Source organism: Chlamydia sp. 04-14, assembly GCF_036632095.1.
Taxonomy (GTDB): Bacteria; Chlamydiota; Chlamydiia; order Chlamydiales; family Chlamydiaceae; genus Chlamydia.
On sequence record NZ_JAPYKW010000001.1, the window covers coordinates 424,918 to 440,841 of the forward strand.

The window sequence follows — 15,924 nt, forward strand, 5'->3', positions numbered from 1 at the left end:
AAGCGTTATCTCAACTCACCAATCGCAAAACGATTGTAAGAGAGAGGGTTAAATAAAACAAAGCTTGGACGTGTCGGAAATTCCACAACTTATAAGCAATACTTCCGCAAGTCAAAGCGATTAATGCAGGATAACTTAGCTGTAGTAGGGGCAATAGAAGGAGACTGATATTTTCGAAGTTTAAAATAGAAATTAGATATGAGGGTATCAGAGTGAAAATTACTGCATTAGAATACGTCATTCTTTTTGATGAGATGATGCGGGCTAAAAAGTCAGCAACAATCCCAACTAAAGCAATCTCTGTTGTCAAGCAAGCAACAAACACACATACACCAGTCAATAAACTATTTGGCCCAAGAGCAATAGCAGAAATTCTTCCCAGAATTTGTCCTTTTCCTACATGAGTTAGCAAACCTGCATGACGAGAAGCACATAGGGCAAACCCTAAATAAATTAATCCGAGAAGTGCCGCAGCCAAAGCAAAAGCTAAACCTAAAGTGCGTTTGTCTTTTTTATTGATTTTTTGAAAGTTTAAAGGTGTTTCATCATCAGCATTTCCATTTGCTATCATTTGTCGTATAGAAATTAATACAATGGAGCAGAAGAAAAAGGCTGCAAGAAGGTCCATAGTATTGAAGCCTTCTGTAATTCCAGCTAACCAGGCTTGTCGGGCATTCGCAGATTCTAAGAAACTGGGATTTGCAGGAATGGTTAGCCCTTTGAAAATTATCCAAAGTAGAGTGGTCAACATGATTGGGAAAAATACGGATCCCAACCATTGGATGAGTTTACTAAGTTTGCATGCAAATAGGTAAATCAGAACACAACAAATCAAACTGAAAATAGGCAAATTAGGCAGTAGAGTTGTTTTTGAATCCGATAAGGAAGCTAAAGTTGAATGTGATACAGCAATTGCTCTAGGAATTCCTCCGAAAGGACCTATCAAACATAAAATTGCTATAATGAAAACCATTCCAGGGATTTTTCCAATAGAGGAAAAAAAATTTTTATAATCTCCGGAATATAACAACATACTAAACAAACCTAATAGGGGGACACAAACCGCGGTAAGCATCATTCCAAAACAAGCGAACCAGGGGTGTGAATGGTAGTGATAACCCAGAGCTAAAGGAAATACTATGTTGCCTGCTCCAAAGAACATAGCAAAAATAGATCCTCCGATCGACCAAACAGAGAGTTCTTTTTTAGAACTAACCCTATTAGAAGCGTTTTTATTCATTATATTAAAAAATTGCGATATCGACGTAGTAAGTAGTTGCCCAGTCTAAAAGATTTCTCCGTTAGAAAGCAAAGTAAATTTCATTCTCGATATATACAGAGAGAAAGCTTTATGTGGAACCGTTTCTGTTTTAATAAACAGAAACCTTTATTTCTTAAGGGGTTTAGATTGCTTTTTGCAGGAATTGCTTAAGTGCCAACATATTCTGCATTTATTTATATCATGATAGAGAGCCGGGCAGTAATGTCTAGCATAATAGATAAGTTGTAAATGAAGTTTTGGAGAATTCGCATCTCCAAAAAAAAGAACAAGATCCTTTTCTGCTGCTGAGGGGCTACGCTTATCAGAAATGTTCCAACGTTGAGATAGTCTCAAAATATGTGTATCTACCGGAAACGTTGGCATATTGTAGATAATCCCTAGAAAGACTGAAGCAGTTTTCCTACCCACTCCGGGTAACTTGGTTAACAATTCTAAAGAGGCAGGAGGTTCACCTCGATATTTTTCTAACAAGATTTTTGATAAACTATGCAGATATTCAGCTTTTCTCCTGCCAAGGCCACAAGGCGCAATAATTAAATATAACTTCTCTAAAGAAAGTTGTGCTAATGCTTGAGCATCAGGAGCAGAGGTAAACAGCTTTGGTGTCACAGAATTCACAGCCTTGTCCGTAGAATTCCCTGAGAGCAAAATAGCAACAAGTAGTTGAAATGGAGTTTCCCACCCGGTTAAAGACGGTTTTGGATTGGGAAAGAATTCGTTTAAAGTAGAAATAATAAAATCTTTAATATGTATTTTATTTTCCAATACAAAACCTGCTAAAAATTTCTCCTAATATTGTCTCGTTAATTTCAGACCCGGAAAGATTCCCAGTCGCTTGTAGGGCTTGTCTGAGCTCTAAAGCGACAAGTTCCGGAGGAAGTTGGGATTGTAATCCTTCTTTAGCTGAAAGCAAGTACGAATGCATCTGTTGTAATATCGTATGATGTCGAGAAGAAACAAGAAAGACTTTTGCATTCTTTCCTAGTTCTTGTTGTTGCATCCATTTTTGGATAAATTGTTTGAGTTCAAAAATTCCCTCTCCTGTTTTTGCAGAAATAGCTAATTGGGGTAGCGAGGTAGTGATTCGTGGTGGTGATATAAGATCAGATTTATTCCAAAGAAGGAGAGTGGGTTTTTGAAATAAAATTTCTGGCAGATCAGGTTGAGGTTGTGTAGCATCCATAACCCAGAGTATCCCCTCGGCCTGTTCCATAGCAGAAATAGCACGTTCTATGCCTTCTTGTTCAACAGGATTGTCTGTTTCTCGTTGTCCTGCAGAATCTATAAGACGAATACGTTTCCCTTGCAACGTCCAATTTTCTTCTAATATATCTCTTGTAGTTCCAGGAATATCCGTAACAATAGCGCGATTTTTATTGGTTAGCGCATTAAGAAGTGAGGATTTTCCTGCGTTAGGATGTCCTGCAAGAACAATACTTGTTCCTTGGGCGAGTCGCCTGCCTTCATCGAAACTGGAGATAAGATCTTCAATAATCAGTATGGCTTCGCTTAATCGATTGTCAGGGACGTCCATATCAGGCTGTTCTTCCTCTGGGAAATCTGCGAGTACCTCAATGAAAGCCAAGGATTCAATGATCAACGAAGAAATAAGCTGAACTTTTTTAGAGAAATGTCCTTGAAAATGATTCTGAGCAATATGAAAGGCGTCCAAATTATCAGCGGCAATAATATTTTGAATTGCCTCTGCTTGGATAAGATCTATTTTCCCATTTAGAAAAGCTCGTTGAGAAAATTCTCCAGGAAGTGCGGGCCGAGCTCCTTCAGATACCAAGGCCTCCAGGATTTGAGAACAAGAAAAATAACCACCATGACATTGCAATTCGATAACATCTTCACCAGTAAATGAACGTGGAGCTCGCATAATTAATAAAAGCACCTGATCAATTTGTTGATCATTACGACTTATTGTTCCTAAATGAGCAGTATGGGAGGCAAAGGATGGTACGGATCCTGAGAATATTTTGTCTGTGATCTGAATGGCTTCAGGGCCAGATATACGAACAATAGCGATGCTCCCCTCTCCTGGAGGAGTGGCTATAGCAGCAATAGTATCATTTTTAATCATGAAAAACGGATGAAAATGGAACTAACTTGAGAGCTAGGATATCAGGTTTCCCATTAAAGATGTATGTAGGTTTTTTAACGATTTCTATTTAATTAGTTTGGAATATTTTTAATAACTTTTTATAGTCGCCTGTTTTGATCTTCAGGTCGAGGACAAGTGAAGAAACTGCAATATATTGATCGCTTAACTAATCAAAGAGTGACAGAATCTGTGTGTTATGAAAAGACTATGACGTTTCTATACACTTCTAGATTAGGGAAATGGGTATCTACGCTATTGTCGAGGTCTCCATTTTTGTCGCGTCTTTATGGTTGGATTCAAAAACGTTCTTGGACACGTAAAAAGATTCCAGGATTTATAAAAAGAAATCATATCTGCGCAAAAGAATTCAAAAAATCTCTTTCAGAATTCACTTCTTTCAATGATTTTTTTACTAGAGAGTTGCGTCCAGAAGCACGGCCCATTGCCCAAGGAAAGAATATTTGCGTGACACCTGTTGATGGGGCGTATCTTATTTATCCAAACGTATCCGAATTTGGAGAATTTGTTGTTAAATCCAAACGGTTCTCTCTTTCAAAACTTTTAGGTGATCCCAAGCTTGTTGAGAAGTACGCATCTGGTAGCGTGGTCTTTGCTCGGTTAGCTCTTTTCGACTATCATCGTTTTCATTTCCCTGTAGATTGTTTGGCCGGATCAACGCATAACATCAATGGTTATTTATTTTCTGTACATCCGATGGCATTGAAGGATAATTTTAATATTTTTTGTGAGAACAAACGTACGCTAACAGAGCTCAAAACAGAGGCTTTTGGGGATGTGCTCTATTTGGAAGTAGGGGCATTGAATGTCGGTTCTATTATTCAAACCTACACACCCGGGGAAAAGTATTCTAAGGGTGATGAGAAGGGGTTTTTTGAAATTGGAGGCTCCACTGTTATTGTGTTGTTTGAGCCAGGAGTTGTTCGGTTTGATGCCGATTTATTGAAGAACTCAAGAATGGGATTAGAAACACGTTGCCTTATGGGGCAATCTTTAGGATGTTCTTTGAGAGAATAATTTTAAAGACTTTAAAGGTTTTTTTTGGTATTGCAAAGAGAGAGAAAAGTGAAAATTGGCGAATTATGTGGCTAGTCATCCTATGGACTTTAGTTGCAAGTTTGACAATAGGTTTAGTGTTTAAAGTCTATTGTCACATTTCCCGTTTCCGTCGTTATGCGGCGCAGGTTATTCGAGAAGTTCATCTGAGCATGGAACTGAAAGAATGGTCTGTTGCTGAACAGAAGCTCCTACCTATCTTAAAAAAACGTTGTTATCGTCGTCAGTGTTTATTCGATTACATGCGTATTCTTCGAGGGATGAATCGTTTTGACGAGGTGGAAAAGCTATTGGCTGAGGCACGAAAATTAAATTTACGGGGACCTCAATTTTTTCTAGAGATTGCTTATAAAGCTTATCGTCATGGAGCATATAAAGAATGTTGCCAAGCTTTTTCCTTAATTTCGAACGATATGTTTGAGGAGCAAGATGCTGCGAAGTATGCATCTGCTTTGGTGAATTTAGGACATTTAGATGCTGCCTGTAGCATTATTGAGCCCTGGATTTCTCCTCTATCCCATCAAGAAACCTACATTACTGTTGGGGATATTTATTTCACTTCGAAGCGTTATCAAGATGCTATAGAGTTTTACAATCGCGCATATGCCTTAGGCCCCTGTCCTTTGAAAGTTACCTATAATTTAGCACATTCTTCCCGTATTTGCGGTAATTATGTTGAGGCAGGAAAGCTGTTTCGCAAATTGTTATCTGAACCCAATTATCGAGAAGAGTCTTTATTTAACATCGGTTTGTGTGAACAAAAACAAGGGCAATCGAAAAAAGCGTTACTTATTTATCAAAGTAGCGATTTATGGTCTCGAGGAGATGCTTTGTTAATGAGACACGCAGCTTTGGCAGCTATGGATCAAAATGACTATCCTTTAGCTGAATATTGCTGGAATTTAGCATTTCAATGCGGCACATATGCTGAGGATTGGCAATGTGGCCTAGGTTATGGATTTAGTTTATGTTGCCTAAAGAAATATTCTGATGCTGAAAAGATGTATCTAAAAGTAATTCAAAAATTCCCTGATTGTCCTACAGCATGCAAAGCGTTAGCTTGGCTTTCAGGAGTAGGATACGCATCAATAGTAACAGCAGAGGCTGGTTTAGAGTATGCAAAGAAAGCTCTCCAATTAAACCATTCCTCAGAAACTTTAGAGCTATTAAGTGCCTGCGAAGCTCGCGCAGGAAATTTCGACGCTGCTTATGAAATACAAGCATTTCTATCAGCTCAAGATGTTTCTTTGCAGCAAAAGAAGCGCCGTTCGCAAATTATGCGTAATTTACGCCAGAAACTACCTTTGAATCATCAGCATATTGTGGAAGTAGATACACTGCTTGCTGCTTAAATTCTTTTTTTCATTTCTCTATCTTTATGATAAAAGTTTTTTGCCTCCTGTTCAGGAGAAAGAAGAATATAAGTAGGGGAACTTTTGTTCCTTTTATTCATCAGAATCGAGTATGGTATTGACAGATGAGTTTTCGTAGGAATTAATAGATTATTTTCCAAGCAATTATATTGAATTAAGCGACGTATGTTAGATTTTCTTAAACGTTTCTTTGGATCTTCTCAAGAGCGTACCTTAAAAAAATTTCAAAAACTTGTGGATAAGGTAAATCTCTATGATGAGATTCTTGCTTCTTTGTCTGATGAGGAGTTGCGTAATAAAACAGTAGAGTTAAAAAAGCGCTATCAGGAAGGCGAATCTTTAGATGATATGCTCCCTGAAGCCTATGCCGTTGTTAAAAACGTATGTAGACGTTTGACAGGAACTCCTGTAGAAGTTTCCGGTTATCATCAAAATTGGGACATGGTTCCTTATGATGTTCAGGTTCTTGGTGCTATAGCTATGCACAAGGGCTTTATTACTGAGATGCAGACAGGGGAAGGAAAAACTCTTACCGCAGTTATGCCTCTGTATTTAAATGCTTTAACAGGGAAGCCTGTGCATTTGGTTACAGTTAACGATTATCTTGCTCAAAGAGATTGTGAATGGGTGGGCTCCATATTGCGTTGGTTGGGTCTAACTACCGGAGTGTTGATATCCGGATCTCCTTCAGAAAAACGAAAGGAAATCTATCGTTGTGATGTTGTCTATGGTACAGCCTCAGAGTTTGGATTTGATTATCTCAGAGATAATTCTATAGCAACTTCTGTTGATGAGCAGGTAGGGCGTGGATTCTATTTCGCCATTATTGATGAAGTGGATTCTATTCTAATTGATGAAGCAAGAACCCCTTTAATTATTTCTGGGCCTGGAGAAAAGCATAATCCTGTTTATTTTGAGCTTAAAGATAAAGTTGCTGGATTAGTGCAACTGCAGAGAGAACTATGTAATCAATTAGCTCTTGATGCTAGACGAGGATTAGAACTCTTCTTAGATATGGATATCCTCCCTAAGGATAAAAAAGTTATCGAAGGTATTTCTGAATTTTGCCGTAGTTTATGGCTAGTTAGTAAGGGTATGCCTTTAAATCGTGTTTTGCGTAGAGTACGCGAACACCCTGATTTGCGAGCTATGATTGATAAGTGGGATACTTATTATCATGCTGAACAAAATAAAGAAGAGAGTATTGAGAAACTATCTCAACTTTATATCATTGTTGATGAGCACAATAATGATTTCGAATTGACAGATCGCGGTATGCAACAATGGGTTGATAAGGCCGGAGGTTCTGCCGAAGATTTCGTCATGATGGATATGGGACACGAATACGCTCTCATAGATGGCGATGAATCTCTCTCTCCAACAGATAAAATTAATAGAAAAATAGCCGTTTCTGAAGAAGATACTCAAAGAAAAGCTCGAGCTCATGGTTTGCGACAGCTATTGAGAGCACAATTGCTGATGGAACGTGATGTGGACTATATTGTCCGTGATGATCAAATTGTCATTATTGATGAACATACAGGTCGTCCACAACCAGGTCGTCGTTTTTCCGAAGGTCTTCATCAAGCAATAGAAGCAAAAGAACATGTAACTATTCGCAAGGAATCACAAACTTTTGCGACAGTAACTTTGCAGAATTTCTTCCGTCTTTATGAAAAACTTGCAGGTATGACTGGGACCGCAATTACTGAGTCCAAAGAATTTAAAGAGATTTATAATCTCTATGTTCTGCAAGTACCTACATTTAAAACATGTTTACGCGTAGATCATAATGATGAATTTTATATGACAGAGCGTGAAAAGTATCACGCGATCGTTAATGAAATTGCTCGTATACATAAAGACGGGAATCCTATTCTCATAGGGACAGAATCTGTTGAGGTCTCTGAGAAGCTTTCTCGTATTTTGAAACAAAATCGTATAGAACATACTGTCTTAAATGCGAAAAATCATGCTCAAGAAGCTGAGATTATTGCAGCAGCAGGGAAGCTAGGTGCTGTTACTGTCGCTACAAATATGGCAGGTCGTGGTACGGATATAAAACTAGATCAGGAAGCTGTAGTTGTTGGTGGTCTTCATGTTATTGGTACAAGTCGCCATCAATCTCGACGTATTGATAGACAATTACGTGGACGTTGCGCACGTTTAGGAGATCCTGGTGCTGCTAAGTTCTTCTTATCTTTTGAAGATCGTTTAATGCGTTTATTTGCTTCGCCAAAATTAAATGCATTGATTCGGCATTTCCGTCCTCCTGAAGGAGAGGCGATGTCAGATCCTATGTTTAACAAGCTAATTGAGACTGCTCAAAAGCGTGTTGAAGCAAGAAACTATACGATTCGAAAACATACTCTTGAGTATGACGATGTTATGAATAAGCAAAGACAGACTATCTATGCTTTTCGTAATGAGGTTATACGTTCCGAGGACATCTTTACTTTAGCTAAGGAATCGATATACCATGTCTCGTTGATGATAGCTTCATTGATCACGAGTCGTAATCATCCCACAGGTCACTCTCTTCCTACTTTAGAAGAATGGATGAATTACTCCTTCCCTCTAAAGTTAAATCTTGAGGAATTACGCAAATTAAATACTTTAGACGCTATTGCAGAAAAAGTAGCAGACGACTTGATAGAAGTTTTCCAGAATAAGTTTTCATCTATGGTAGAAGAAATCACTACAGCTGCTGGAGATGACGTTGATGCTAACGGTATCTGTAAGGATATTATACGTTCAGTAATGATTATGCATATCGATGAACAATGGAAAATTCATCTTGTGGATATGGATTTACTCCGTAGTGAAGTAGGTTTACGTACTGTTGGTCAGAAAGATCCTTTAATTGAATTCAAACACGAATCATTCTTACTATTTGAAAGTCTTGTCCGAGATATTCGTATTGCTATTGTGAAACATTTGTTCCGTCTAGAGTTAACTATGACTAGAGAACAGCGGCCTCAAAATGTTATTCCCGTTGTTGCTACGTCATTCCAAAATGATGAGAACTTTGGTCCTATGGAATTAACTGTTATTAGTGATTCTGACGACGAATAAAAAAAGCTTTTAGGGCTGGGCTAGCTTCCAGCCTTTTCCCTTTCTAATTCATGATTTTAAATAAATGTGGACCACTCAGACCATGCTTTTGCATCATGGTGGCGTATCCAAAATGTTCTGTGGTTATCCCCAATCAAAAATTGTACGTGATGATCTCGATTACGAGTAGTCATACAAATAATGATATTATTTAAGGATTCTGATCCTTTTGGGAAATCTTCGGGAGCATTTACAAATGTTTCTACATTTGTAGTAAGAAGGAAGTCGGATTCTAATAGAGAGTTGAAGTCGTAAGTTTTGCTTTCTATTGTTTTTGGAGGGATATTAAACCATAATTCCCAGTCTCCTGTCAGACAACTACGCGTATAAGCATGGTTATCATCACTAATATAGAATTGGCGTATAACACCTTTTAGAATAGATTCTCCAAGAACTATAAGGAGATCACCATTCTCCTTGTCTTCTTCAACATAAACTCCGGTTTCTTGGTATTTATCCAAAGAGAAAGCTTCTTCTGATTGGTAAAGAAGCTCATCGAGTGAGTGGTGGTAATCAGCTTCTGATGCATCATAATGATCATGGTTCATGGTTAAAGTCTCCAAGAAATAATTAATTTGTTATTATTATTTTTGTAATAATAATATTTCATTTTTTAAACAAATTAATTTGTTCTTTTCGTTTTTTCTTTGAATTCTAAATCAAAAGGTATCCCGTATAAATTAAAAGATGATTTTAAAGTATTTTTTAAATAACACTCATAATGTTTAGTTAGTAATGATTTCGCGTTAATAAATAATAAGAATTGGAAAGGTGTAGCTGTTTTATGAATGGCATAATAAACACGCAATCTTCTTCCATTAATTACTTGAGGGTGATGCTTTTGTAGTGCCGAGGCGAGTGTTTTATTAACAACAGGTGTAGGAACTTTGCTAGATACTGTTTCGTAAAGTTCATCGATAGATGAAAAGATATGCCGTAGATTACGTTTTGTTGCTGCAGATATGCAAAGAATCCTAGATTGACCGATATAAACATCAGTAGCGCGTAAATCACGAATGTAGTGCTCCATACGCACGCCTTCAATCAAATCCCATTTGTTAACAAGGATGATATGGGGTTTCTTGTGTTTGGATATCAAAGAGAGAATACGTTTATCGTAAGAAGATAGATGATGCATGGCATCGATAACCAGTAAGCAAACGTCTGCGCGTGCTATAGCCTTTTCTGTTCTAGAGGAAGATATCCATTCTATAGAGTTTTTTACACTTTTCATTTTTCTCAGACCGGCAGTATCTATGAATAGGTACGAACGATCGTTATGAGAATATAGAATGTCGACGTTATCGCGAGTCGTTCCCGGTATATTGTCGATGATGCAACGCTCTTCATTTAATAATCCATTAATGATGGAAGATTTGCCTACGTTAGGACGACCAATGAGAGCAATTTTTAAAGGTTTATCTGTTGTTGATGCTGTGGGGAAAGGAATTTCTTCTTCTTCGTAATCTGATAGAGATTCTTCGGATAACATCTCAATTGAAGAAGGTGTTTCCTCTTCGATCTCTTCCTCTGAAAACTCTTCTACAAGTTCGGGAACATTACCAAGAGTTTTAATTCTCTCTAAAAGTTTATCAATATGTTTATCGTGACTTGCTGATACAGTAAGAATCTCAGAGATTCCTATTTTATATAACTCATGAATGCGATGTTCGTCTTTAAAAGTATCTGCCTTATTCGCAACAAGAATGAGAGGTTTTTTTAAAGGAAGCAGCATTTTAGCAAGCTCAGCATCTTGCTCTGTAATTCCACAGCGAATATCAACAACAAGAAGTAAAATATCCGCTTCATTAGCGCCCGCTAACGCTTGCTTGTAGATGTGCTTTTGGAAGTGGTCTTCGGAATCTTTATCAACTCCCCCAGTATCGATTACTTGTACAGGGATGCTCCATCCACGTATCTCTCCATATAGGCGATCTCGTGTAGTCCCTTCTTGGGAGTTGACAATAGCCAAAGATCGTTTGCACATGCGATTGAAAAGAGAAGATTTCCCAACGTTGGGTCTTCCTAAGATAGCAATCCGTAGCATGATAAGCCAATTAATCTCAGTTTTGAATAATTACAAAGAAAATGATAAAAGCTAAAAAATTAAATCTAAAGAAATAAAATCGATTGAGTGTTTAAGGGAAAAGTTTATTTTAAGATAAATCTTACTTCCAGAAGCCTTTTTCCTTCAGAAGCAATAAAATTTTTTCTTTGTCATGACATTCGTTTTCTATAGACAGTATCTCAGCTTCCCTTAAAAGATCTCCGAGTAGCCTACCTGGTGCAATCCCTCTAGAAATAAGGTCTGGAGCAGAAACCAGAGGTGAAGAAGTTTTGATTCTTAAAATGAATTGTTCTAAGCGCGTTTCTAATTCTTGAACGCGAGCGATGAAATGCTGCTGTTTAGAAGGATCTTTTTGGATCGCTGAAAACAGAGATAGAAATAGATGGGCTGTTGGTGAGGCTAAAAAGTGTGCCCAAAAAACACGATTATTACTGATATTTTGGAATTGTGGAAGAGCTTGGTACCAGAGTTGTATAAGTTTTAAATCTTTATTTGACACTCGTAAACGTGTAAATGCTACGCAAGCAGCTTCTTCACTAACCCCTTGAAATAGGGGAAGTAGAAAGCAAATCTCCGGAAATTCTATAGGACTGAGTCTTTTAGCAAATTCGATGTTTATTCGTAATAAACTAGGGGGAACATCGCGAAGCTCAGGGAAAATTACAGTAATAATTTTCAGCTTTATCAATAAGAAAAGAGCTTCGTAGGGACGGTTTTTCAGCATTTTCCTTAGTTCTTGCCAGATTCTTTCTGGAGATACAGAATTTACTAGAGTCGGGGCTTCCTTGATAATAGCGCGTTCTGTAGCTGGGTCTAGAGCAAAGCCTAATGAAGAGCTAAAACGTATAGCCCGTAGTATGCGAAGTTTATCTTCCGCGAAACGTAGTTTAGGGTGGCCGATGGCGCGGATAACGCGTTTTTCAAGATCCCTTCTTCCTTCGACAAGATCAAAGAGTTTTTCTTCGAAAGGATCGTAATACATCCCATTTATTGTAAAGTCTCGACGTAGAGCATCTTCTTTCATCGATGAGAATACAACGCGTTCCGGATGGCGTCCATCCTCATAATTTTCATCACTACGGAATGTGGCTACTTCAAATAACCGGTTGTCTTCTTTAACGACGATAATACCGAAGGCGGCACCTAGTGCTAAGGTGTCAGTAAAAATAGTGGAGACAATGACAGGAGGTGCGCTAGTTGCAATATCAATCTCCTCTATGGGTTTCCCCATGAGCATATCGCGAACGCAACCACCGACAAAGTATGCTTGGTAGCCTGCATTACGCAATTTCAAGAGAATTTTTTTTGCAGCTTCTAGGGCGATCGTTGTCATTACATCCCTAAATAAAGAAGAGAAGGAATTTAAGCTATAGCTTCTGGAGCTCTTCTGATAATCACTGGTGCTTTATTCTCTAAGATTGTGTCTTCTTGAATCCTTATAGCCTCTACTGTAGGATCGGAAGGAATCTCAAACATCAAATCTCTGAGTAGGTTTTCCAAGATCATACCTAAAGCACGGGCGCCAGTTTTTGCCAGCTTAGCTTTTTTTGCTATAGCATATAGGGCATCTTTTTCGAATATCAACTTCACATTTTCTTCTGAAAATAGCTCGATATACTGTTTTACAATTGCATTTGTAGGTTCGGTAAGAATAGCGACAAGTTCATCTAAAGAGAGCTCTTCGCAGTTAACAATACAGTTGAATCGACCAACAAATTCAGGGATCATACCGAAGGCAATGAGATCTTCTGTTTCTACTTTAGTAAGTAAATGATCGCGATCTTCCTGTGAGAAATCTCCTAAATCATCAGAAAATCCGATTGTAGTTTTCCCTAAACGTTTGGCAATAATCTTATCTAAATTAACGAAAGCACCGCCAACAATGAAAAGAATATTTTCAGTATTTACTCGGATGTATTCTTGATTAGGATGCTTACGTCCTCCTTTAGGGGGAACATTAGCAGTAGTGCCTTCTATAATTTTTAATAGAGCCTGTTGAACGCCTTCACCAGAAACATCGCGAGTAATAGAAACGTTAGCCGTAGTCCTACCAATCTTATCGATTTCATCAATATAGATAATTCCGCGCTCTGCCCTGGCGACATCGTAATCAGCAGCTTGTAATAATCTTAAAACAATGTTTTCCACATCTTCACCGACATAGCCAGCTTCGGTGAGGGTTGTCGCATCAGCGATTGTAAATGGCACGTCCAAGATTTTTGCTAAGGTTTTAGCAATGAGGGTTTTCCCTGATCCTGTAGGGCCTAGGAGTAAAACATTAGATTTTCCATAGCTTACGTGTTTATTGTTTAGTAAAGCACGTATACGTTTGTAATGATTATATACCGCTACAGCTATGGTTTTTTTTGCTCTTTCTTGGCCTACAACATATTTATCGATATGTTTCTTGATTTCTTTTGGAGTAAGAACTTGAAGATCTGGATGCTGAGGGGTAGTTTCTGTAGAGGCCCCTGATGATGGAGTCGATGTAGGTTTCTTGTCTAAAATCCCTGAGCATAACTTAATGCAGTAATCACAAATATAGACAGATGGACCTGCTATAAGTTTTTCTACATCTTTTTCAGAACGCCCACAAAAAGAGCAAATGGTGAGATTTTTTTTGTTCATAATGACTCTCTAGGAGATAGTATCCTTATCTTTCGTGTCTTTTGCTGAAGAGACCACTTTATCAATTAGACCATAGGAGATAGCATCCTCAGCTCCCATAAAGAAATCTCTCTCAGAATCTTCTATGATTTTTTCTACAGGTTGTCCTGTACACTCGGAAAGAATGTTAGCGAGGTGTTTTTTCAGTGTTAAAATTTCTGCAGCTTGTAACTGAATATCTGCAGAAGTACCTATAATCCCTCCCGAAGGTTGGTGAATCATCATTCGACTATGAGGTAAAGCATAACGCTTACCTTTAGTTCCTGCGGAAAGTAGTAAAGCTCCCATAGAAGCCGCTTGACCTATGCAATAAGTATTTACATCGCAACCTAAGAAACGAATAGTATCATAAATAGCCAGTCCAGCTGTGATATATCCGCCGGGAGAGTTAATGAAAACTTTAATATCTTTTTTAGGATCTTCAGACATTAGGAAAAGTAATTGGGCAATGACAGTATTCGCGAGGGGTTCTGTAATCTCTTGGCCAATCATTACAATGCGATCTTTTAAAAGACGCGAGTAAATATCCATGGCGCGTTCGCCACGACCTGTATCCTCGACCACATAAGGCACCAATGTCATTTGCATTTCCTCTCAAAATAGTTTCTTTCCCGCATATATATAGGATGCGCAAAAGCAATTCCAACAATACACATAATTCATTTTTTATGCTTTTTTGCCTGGAAACAAGCCTACGCATTAAAATGTTGAATTCTATGTTTAAGACTTTCTTGGGTCAAGTGTTTTCCTCTAGCTAAATTATGCAGAGGGTGCTGTCGCTAATTCTTTTGCTTTGTTTAGAACTTGTTCCATGGCTTTATGGTAAGTTAGACGATCACGAGCTGCCATCACTAGTTCCTGCAAAGCTTCGTTGGATATATCTCGAGGAGGTTGCATGCCGTAACGCTCTCTAGAACATACATCCATCATATATTGAAGCTCTTCACGGCTAATCACAAGCTTTTCATCGGTGAAAATCTTGTTCGCTAAGAAAAATAATTTTAAAGTTTTTTTAGCTTCTGCTTCTGCTTCTTTTAATAAATCTGATTTTTTATCTTCTAGTTCTTCATCAGAACAATATTGAATCAGACGAGCATTGAGTAATTTTTCTCTCGTTAGCGTGGCTAAACGATCTTCTAACATAGATGTTGGAAGATCAAAATCTATAATATTTGCTAGAGCATTTTCTGCTTCAGTAAAGCGTTGTTGATGCTGTTTATCTTTTGCTTGATTTTCTAATTGAATGCGCAGCTTTTTCTTTAGATCTTCTAAGGATTCAGCTTGTAACTGACGAGCTTTATCGTCATCAAGTTCTGGAGCAACAACTTCAATCACTGCATTAACAGTAAAAGTTAGAACATCCCCATTTAAAAATGATTGGATGTCTGGAGAGGTGATGATTTCTGTAACGCGATGACCTGCAGAAATGCCTAAAAATTTAGCTTTAAAAGAATCAGTCATTTCTTCTTCGCAAAGTTTGAAATATTTATTTTCAAAGATTGCTGCAGGAGCCCTTTCTTCGTCTTGCTTGGAAACATAAAGAGATAGGGATACAAAATCCCCTTCTTGAGAAGGACGAGTTACAGGAGTTTTTGTAGCAAAGAAATAAGAGATATTCAGTAATCCCTTTTCCATTTCTTCATCGGTAATGTCTTCTACAGGAGCTTCTTTTTCTAGTGATAATTTATTCCAAGAAATATCAGTGATCACTGGGAAAGCTTCGTAAGTGAAATCTACTTGCCCACCTTCAGTTAAATCTGCTTTTGCTACAGATGTAGACTTGATAGCTTGTGGAGAAAGAGGTCGGCGATCTCCCACAGTAGATAAAGCTTGGTAAGCCGCTTGAATCAATAGTTGATTTAATTCTCTTGTTACTTGATTAGGGTAGCGAGAAACAATAGTTTCATCAGGAGCTTTACCTTTTCGGAATCCTGATAAAACAACATCTTTCTTTATTTTTTTAATGGCTTGTTTATGAAGCTTATCTAAGAGTTGCGGTGTGGTTTTTACTACAGCAGAAACAACGCAACCTGACTGTTCTTCTAAATTAATAGAAAATTGCTCATTAGAAAAATTTCGCGACACAAGACTACCTTTTGAAGCTTTTCTGGAAGGAAAAGCGGGTGATGAGGCTTGAACTCACGACCTTCACGTTGGCAACGTGGCGCTCTACCACTGAGCTACACCCGCAAGAAAAGTGATATTCTAGATATTTGATGAGTTTTTATCAACGACTAGT

At 38.0% G+C, this 15,924-nt stretch carries 12 protein-coding genes and 1 tRNA gene; 3 read left to right on the top strand and 10 right to left on the bottom strand.

What is annotated here, in order from left to right:
- Positions 1 to 10 precede the first annotated feature (10 nt).
- From brnQ to mnmE, 3 genes are all read right to left on the bottom strand, one after another.
- Positions 11 to 1,240 (bottom strand): branched-chain amino acid transport system II carrier protein, encoded by a 1,230-nt coding sequence (gene brnQ / locus O6937_RS01920; RefSeq protein ID WP_332389992.1) that lies wholly within the window; start codon positions 1,238 to 1,240, stop codon positions 11 to 13.
- A gap of 147 nt (positions 1,241 to 1,387) precedes the next feature.
- Positions 1,388 to 2,047 carry an endonuclease III domain-containing protein gene (locus O6937_RS01925; protein ID WP_332389993.1) on the bottom strand — a complete coding sequence of 220 codons (660 nt, stop codon included), beginning with the start codon at positions 2,045 to 2,047 and terminating at the stop codon, positions 1,388 to 1,390.
- The gene (gene mnmE / locus O6937_RS01930) at positions 2,037 to 3,368 is read right to left on the bottom strand and encodes a tRNA uridine-5-carboxymethylaminomethyl(34) synthesis GTPase MnmE (protein WP_332389994.1); all 1,332 of its coding nucleotides are present in this window, start codon (positions 3,366 to 3,368) and stop codon (positions 2,037 to 2,039) included. Before mnmE ends, O6937_RS01925 begins: the two co-directional genes overlap by 11 nt.
- A gap of 156 nt (positions 3,369 to 3,524) precedes the next feature.
- Here mnmE and O6937_RS01935 point away from each other — a divergent pair, with 156 nt between their 5' ends.
- The 3 genes from O6937_RS01935 to secA all read left to right on the top strand — a co-directional run bounded on the left by O6937_RS01935 (position 3,525) and on the right by secA (position 8,911).
- Positions 3,525 to 4,424: a phosphatidylserine decarboxylase gene (locus O6937_RS01935; RefSeq protein WP_332389995.1), complete on the top strand. Its 900-nt coding sequence runs from the start codon at positions 3,525 to 3,527 to the stop codon at positions 4,422 to 4,424.
- A 65-nt stretch (positions 4,425 to 4,489) separates the two neighbouring features.
- Entirely contained in the window at positions 4,490 to 5,815 is a 1,326-nt protein-coding gene (locus O6937_RS01940; protein ID WP_332389996.1) for a tetratricopeptide repeat protein, read from the top strand.
- 186 nt (positions 5,816 to 6,001) lie between these two features.
- On the top strand, positions 6,002 to 8,911 hold the full coding sequence (gene secA / locus O6937_RS01945) for a preprotein translocase subunit SecA (RefSeq protein WP_332389997.1): 2,910 nt from the start codon (positions 6,002 to 6,004) through the stop codon (positions 8,909 to 8,911).
- A 56-nt stretch (positions 8,912 to 8,967) separates the two neighbouring features.
- On the opposite strand, the gene O6937_RS01950 is transcribed toward secA, so the two are convergent.
- The 7 genes from O6937_RS01950 to O6937_RS01980 form a co-directional block, all read right to left on the bottom strand.
- Positions 8,968 to 9,498: a hypothetical protein gene (locus tag O6937_RS01950; RefSeq protein ID WP_332389998.1), complete on the bottom strand. Its 531-nt coding sequence runs from the start codon at positions 9,496 to 9,498 to the stop codon at positions 8,968 to 8,970.
- Positions 9,499 to 9,572: 74 nt separating this feature from the next.
- Complete coding sequence (gene der / locus O6937_RS01955; protein WP_332389999.1) at positions 9,573 to 10,997, bottom strand: ribosome biogenesis GTPase Der; 1,425 nt, start codon at positions 10,995 to 10,997, stop codon at positions 9,573 to 9,575.
- Between the two features lie 121 nt (positions 10,998 to 11,118).
- Positions 11,119 to 12,351, bottom strand: a complete 1,233-nt coding sequence (locus O6937_RS01960) for a CCA tRNA nucleotidyltransferase (RefSeq protein WP_332390000.1) — start codon at positions 12,349 to 12,351, stop codon at positions 11,119 to 11,121.
- A 29-nt stretch (positions 12,352 to 12,380) separates the two neighbouring features.
- Entirely contained in the window at positions 12,381 to 13,646 is a 1,266-nt protein-coding gene (gene clpX / locus O6937_RS01965; protein WP_332390001.1) for an ATP-dependent Clp protease ATP-binding subunit ClpX, read from the bottom strand.
- Between the two features lie 9 nt (positions 13,647 to 13,655).
- Positions 13,656 to 14,267: an ATP-dependent Clp protease proteolytic subunit gene (locus tag O6937_RS01970; RefSeq protein WP_006343578.1), complete on the bottom strand. Its 612-nt coding sequence runs from the start codon at positions 14,265 to 14,267 to the stop codon at positions 13,656 to 13,658.
- Between the two features lie 177 nt (positions 14,268 to 14,444).
- Positions 14,445 to 15,770, bottom strand: coding sequence for a trigger factor (tig, locus tag O6937_RS01975; protein ID WP_332390002.1), 1,326 nt, complete (start codon positions 15,768 to 15,770; stop codon positions 14,445 to 14,447).
- 33 nt (positions 15,771 to 15,803) lie between these two features.
- Positions 15,804 to 15,875 (bottom strand) — tRNA-Gly (locus O6937_RS01980).
- Positions 15,876 to 15,924: the final 49 nt, after the last annotated feature.

Bases quoted from the DNA above. Each gene is read 5' to 3' on its own strand.
- brnQ (WP_332389992.1), bottom strand. From the start codon at position 1,240: ATGAATAAAAACGCTTCTAATAGGGTTAGTTCTAAAAAAGAACTCTCT.
- mnmE (WP_332389994.1), bottom strand. From the start codon at position 3,368: ATGATTAAAAATGATACTATTGCTGCTATAGCCACTCCTCCAGGAGAG.
- O6937_RS01940 (WP_332389996.1), top strand. From the start codon at position 4,490: ATGTGGCTAGTCATCCTATGGACTTTAGTTGCAAGTTTGACAATAGGT.
- secA (WP_332389997.1), top strand. From the start codon at position 6,002: ATGTTAGATTTTCTTAAACGTTTCTTTGGATCTTCTCAAGAGCGTACC.
- O6937_RS01950 (WP_332389998.1), bottom strand. From the start codon at position 9,498: ATGAACCATGATCATTATGATGCATCAGAAGCTGATTACCACCACTCA.
- der (WP_332389999.1), bottom strand. From the start codon at position 10,997: ATGCTACGGATTGCTATCTTAGGAAGACCCAACGTTGGGAAATCTTCT.
- O6937_RS01960 (WP_332390000.1), bottom strand. From the start codon at position 12,351: ATGACAACGATCGCCCTAGAAGCTGCAAAAAAAATTCTCTTGAAATTG.
- clpX (WP_332390001.1), bottom strand. From the start codon at position 13,646: ATGAACAAAAAAAATCTCACCATTTGCTCTTTTTGTGGGCGTTCTGAA.
- O6937_RS01970 (WP_006343578.1), bottom strand. From the start codon at position 14,267: ATGACATTGGTGCCTTATGTGGTCGAGGATACAGGTCGTGGCGAACGC.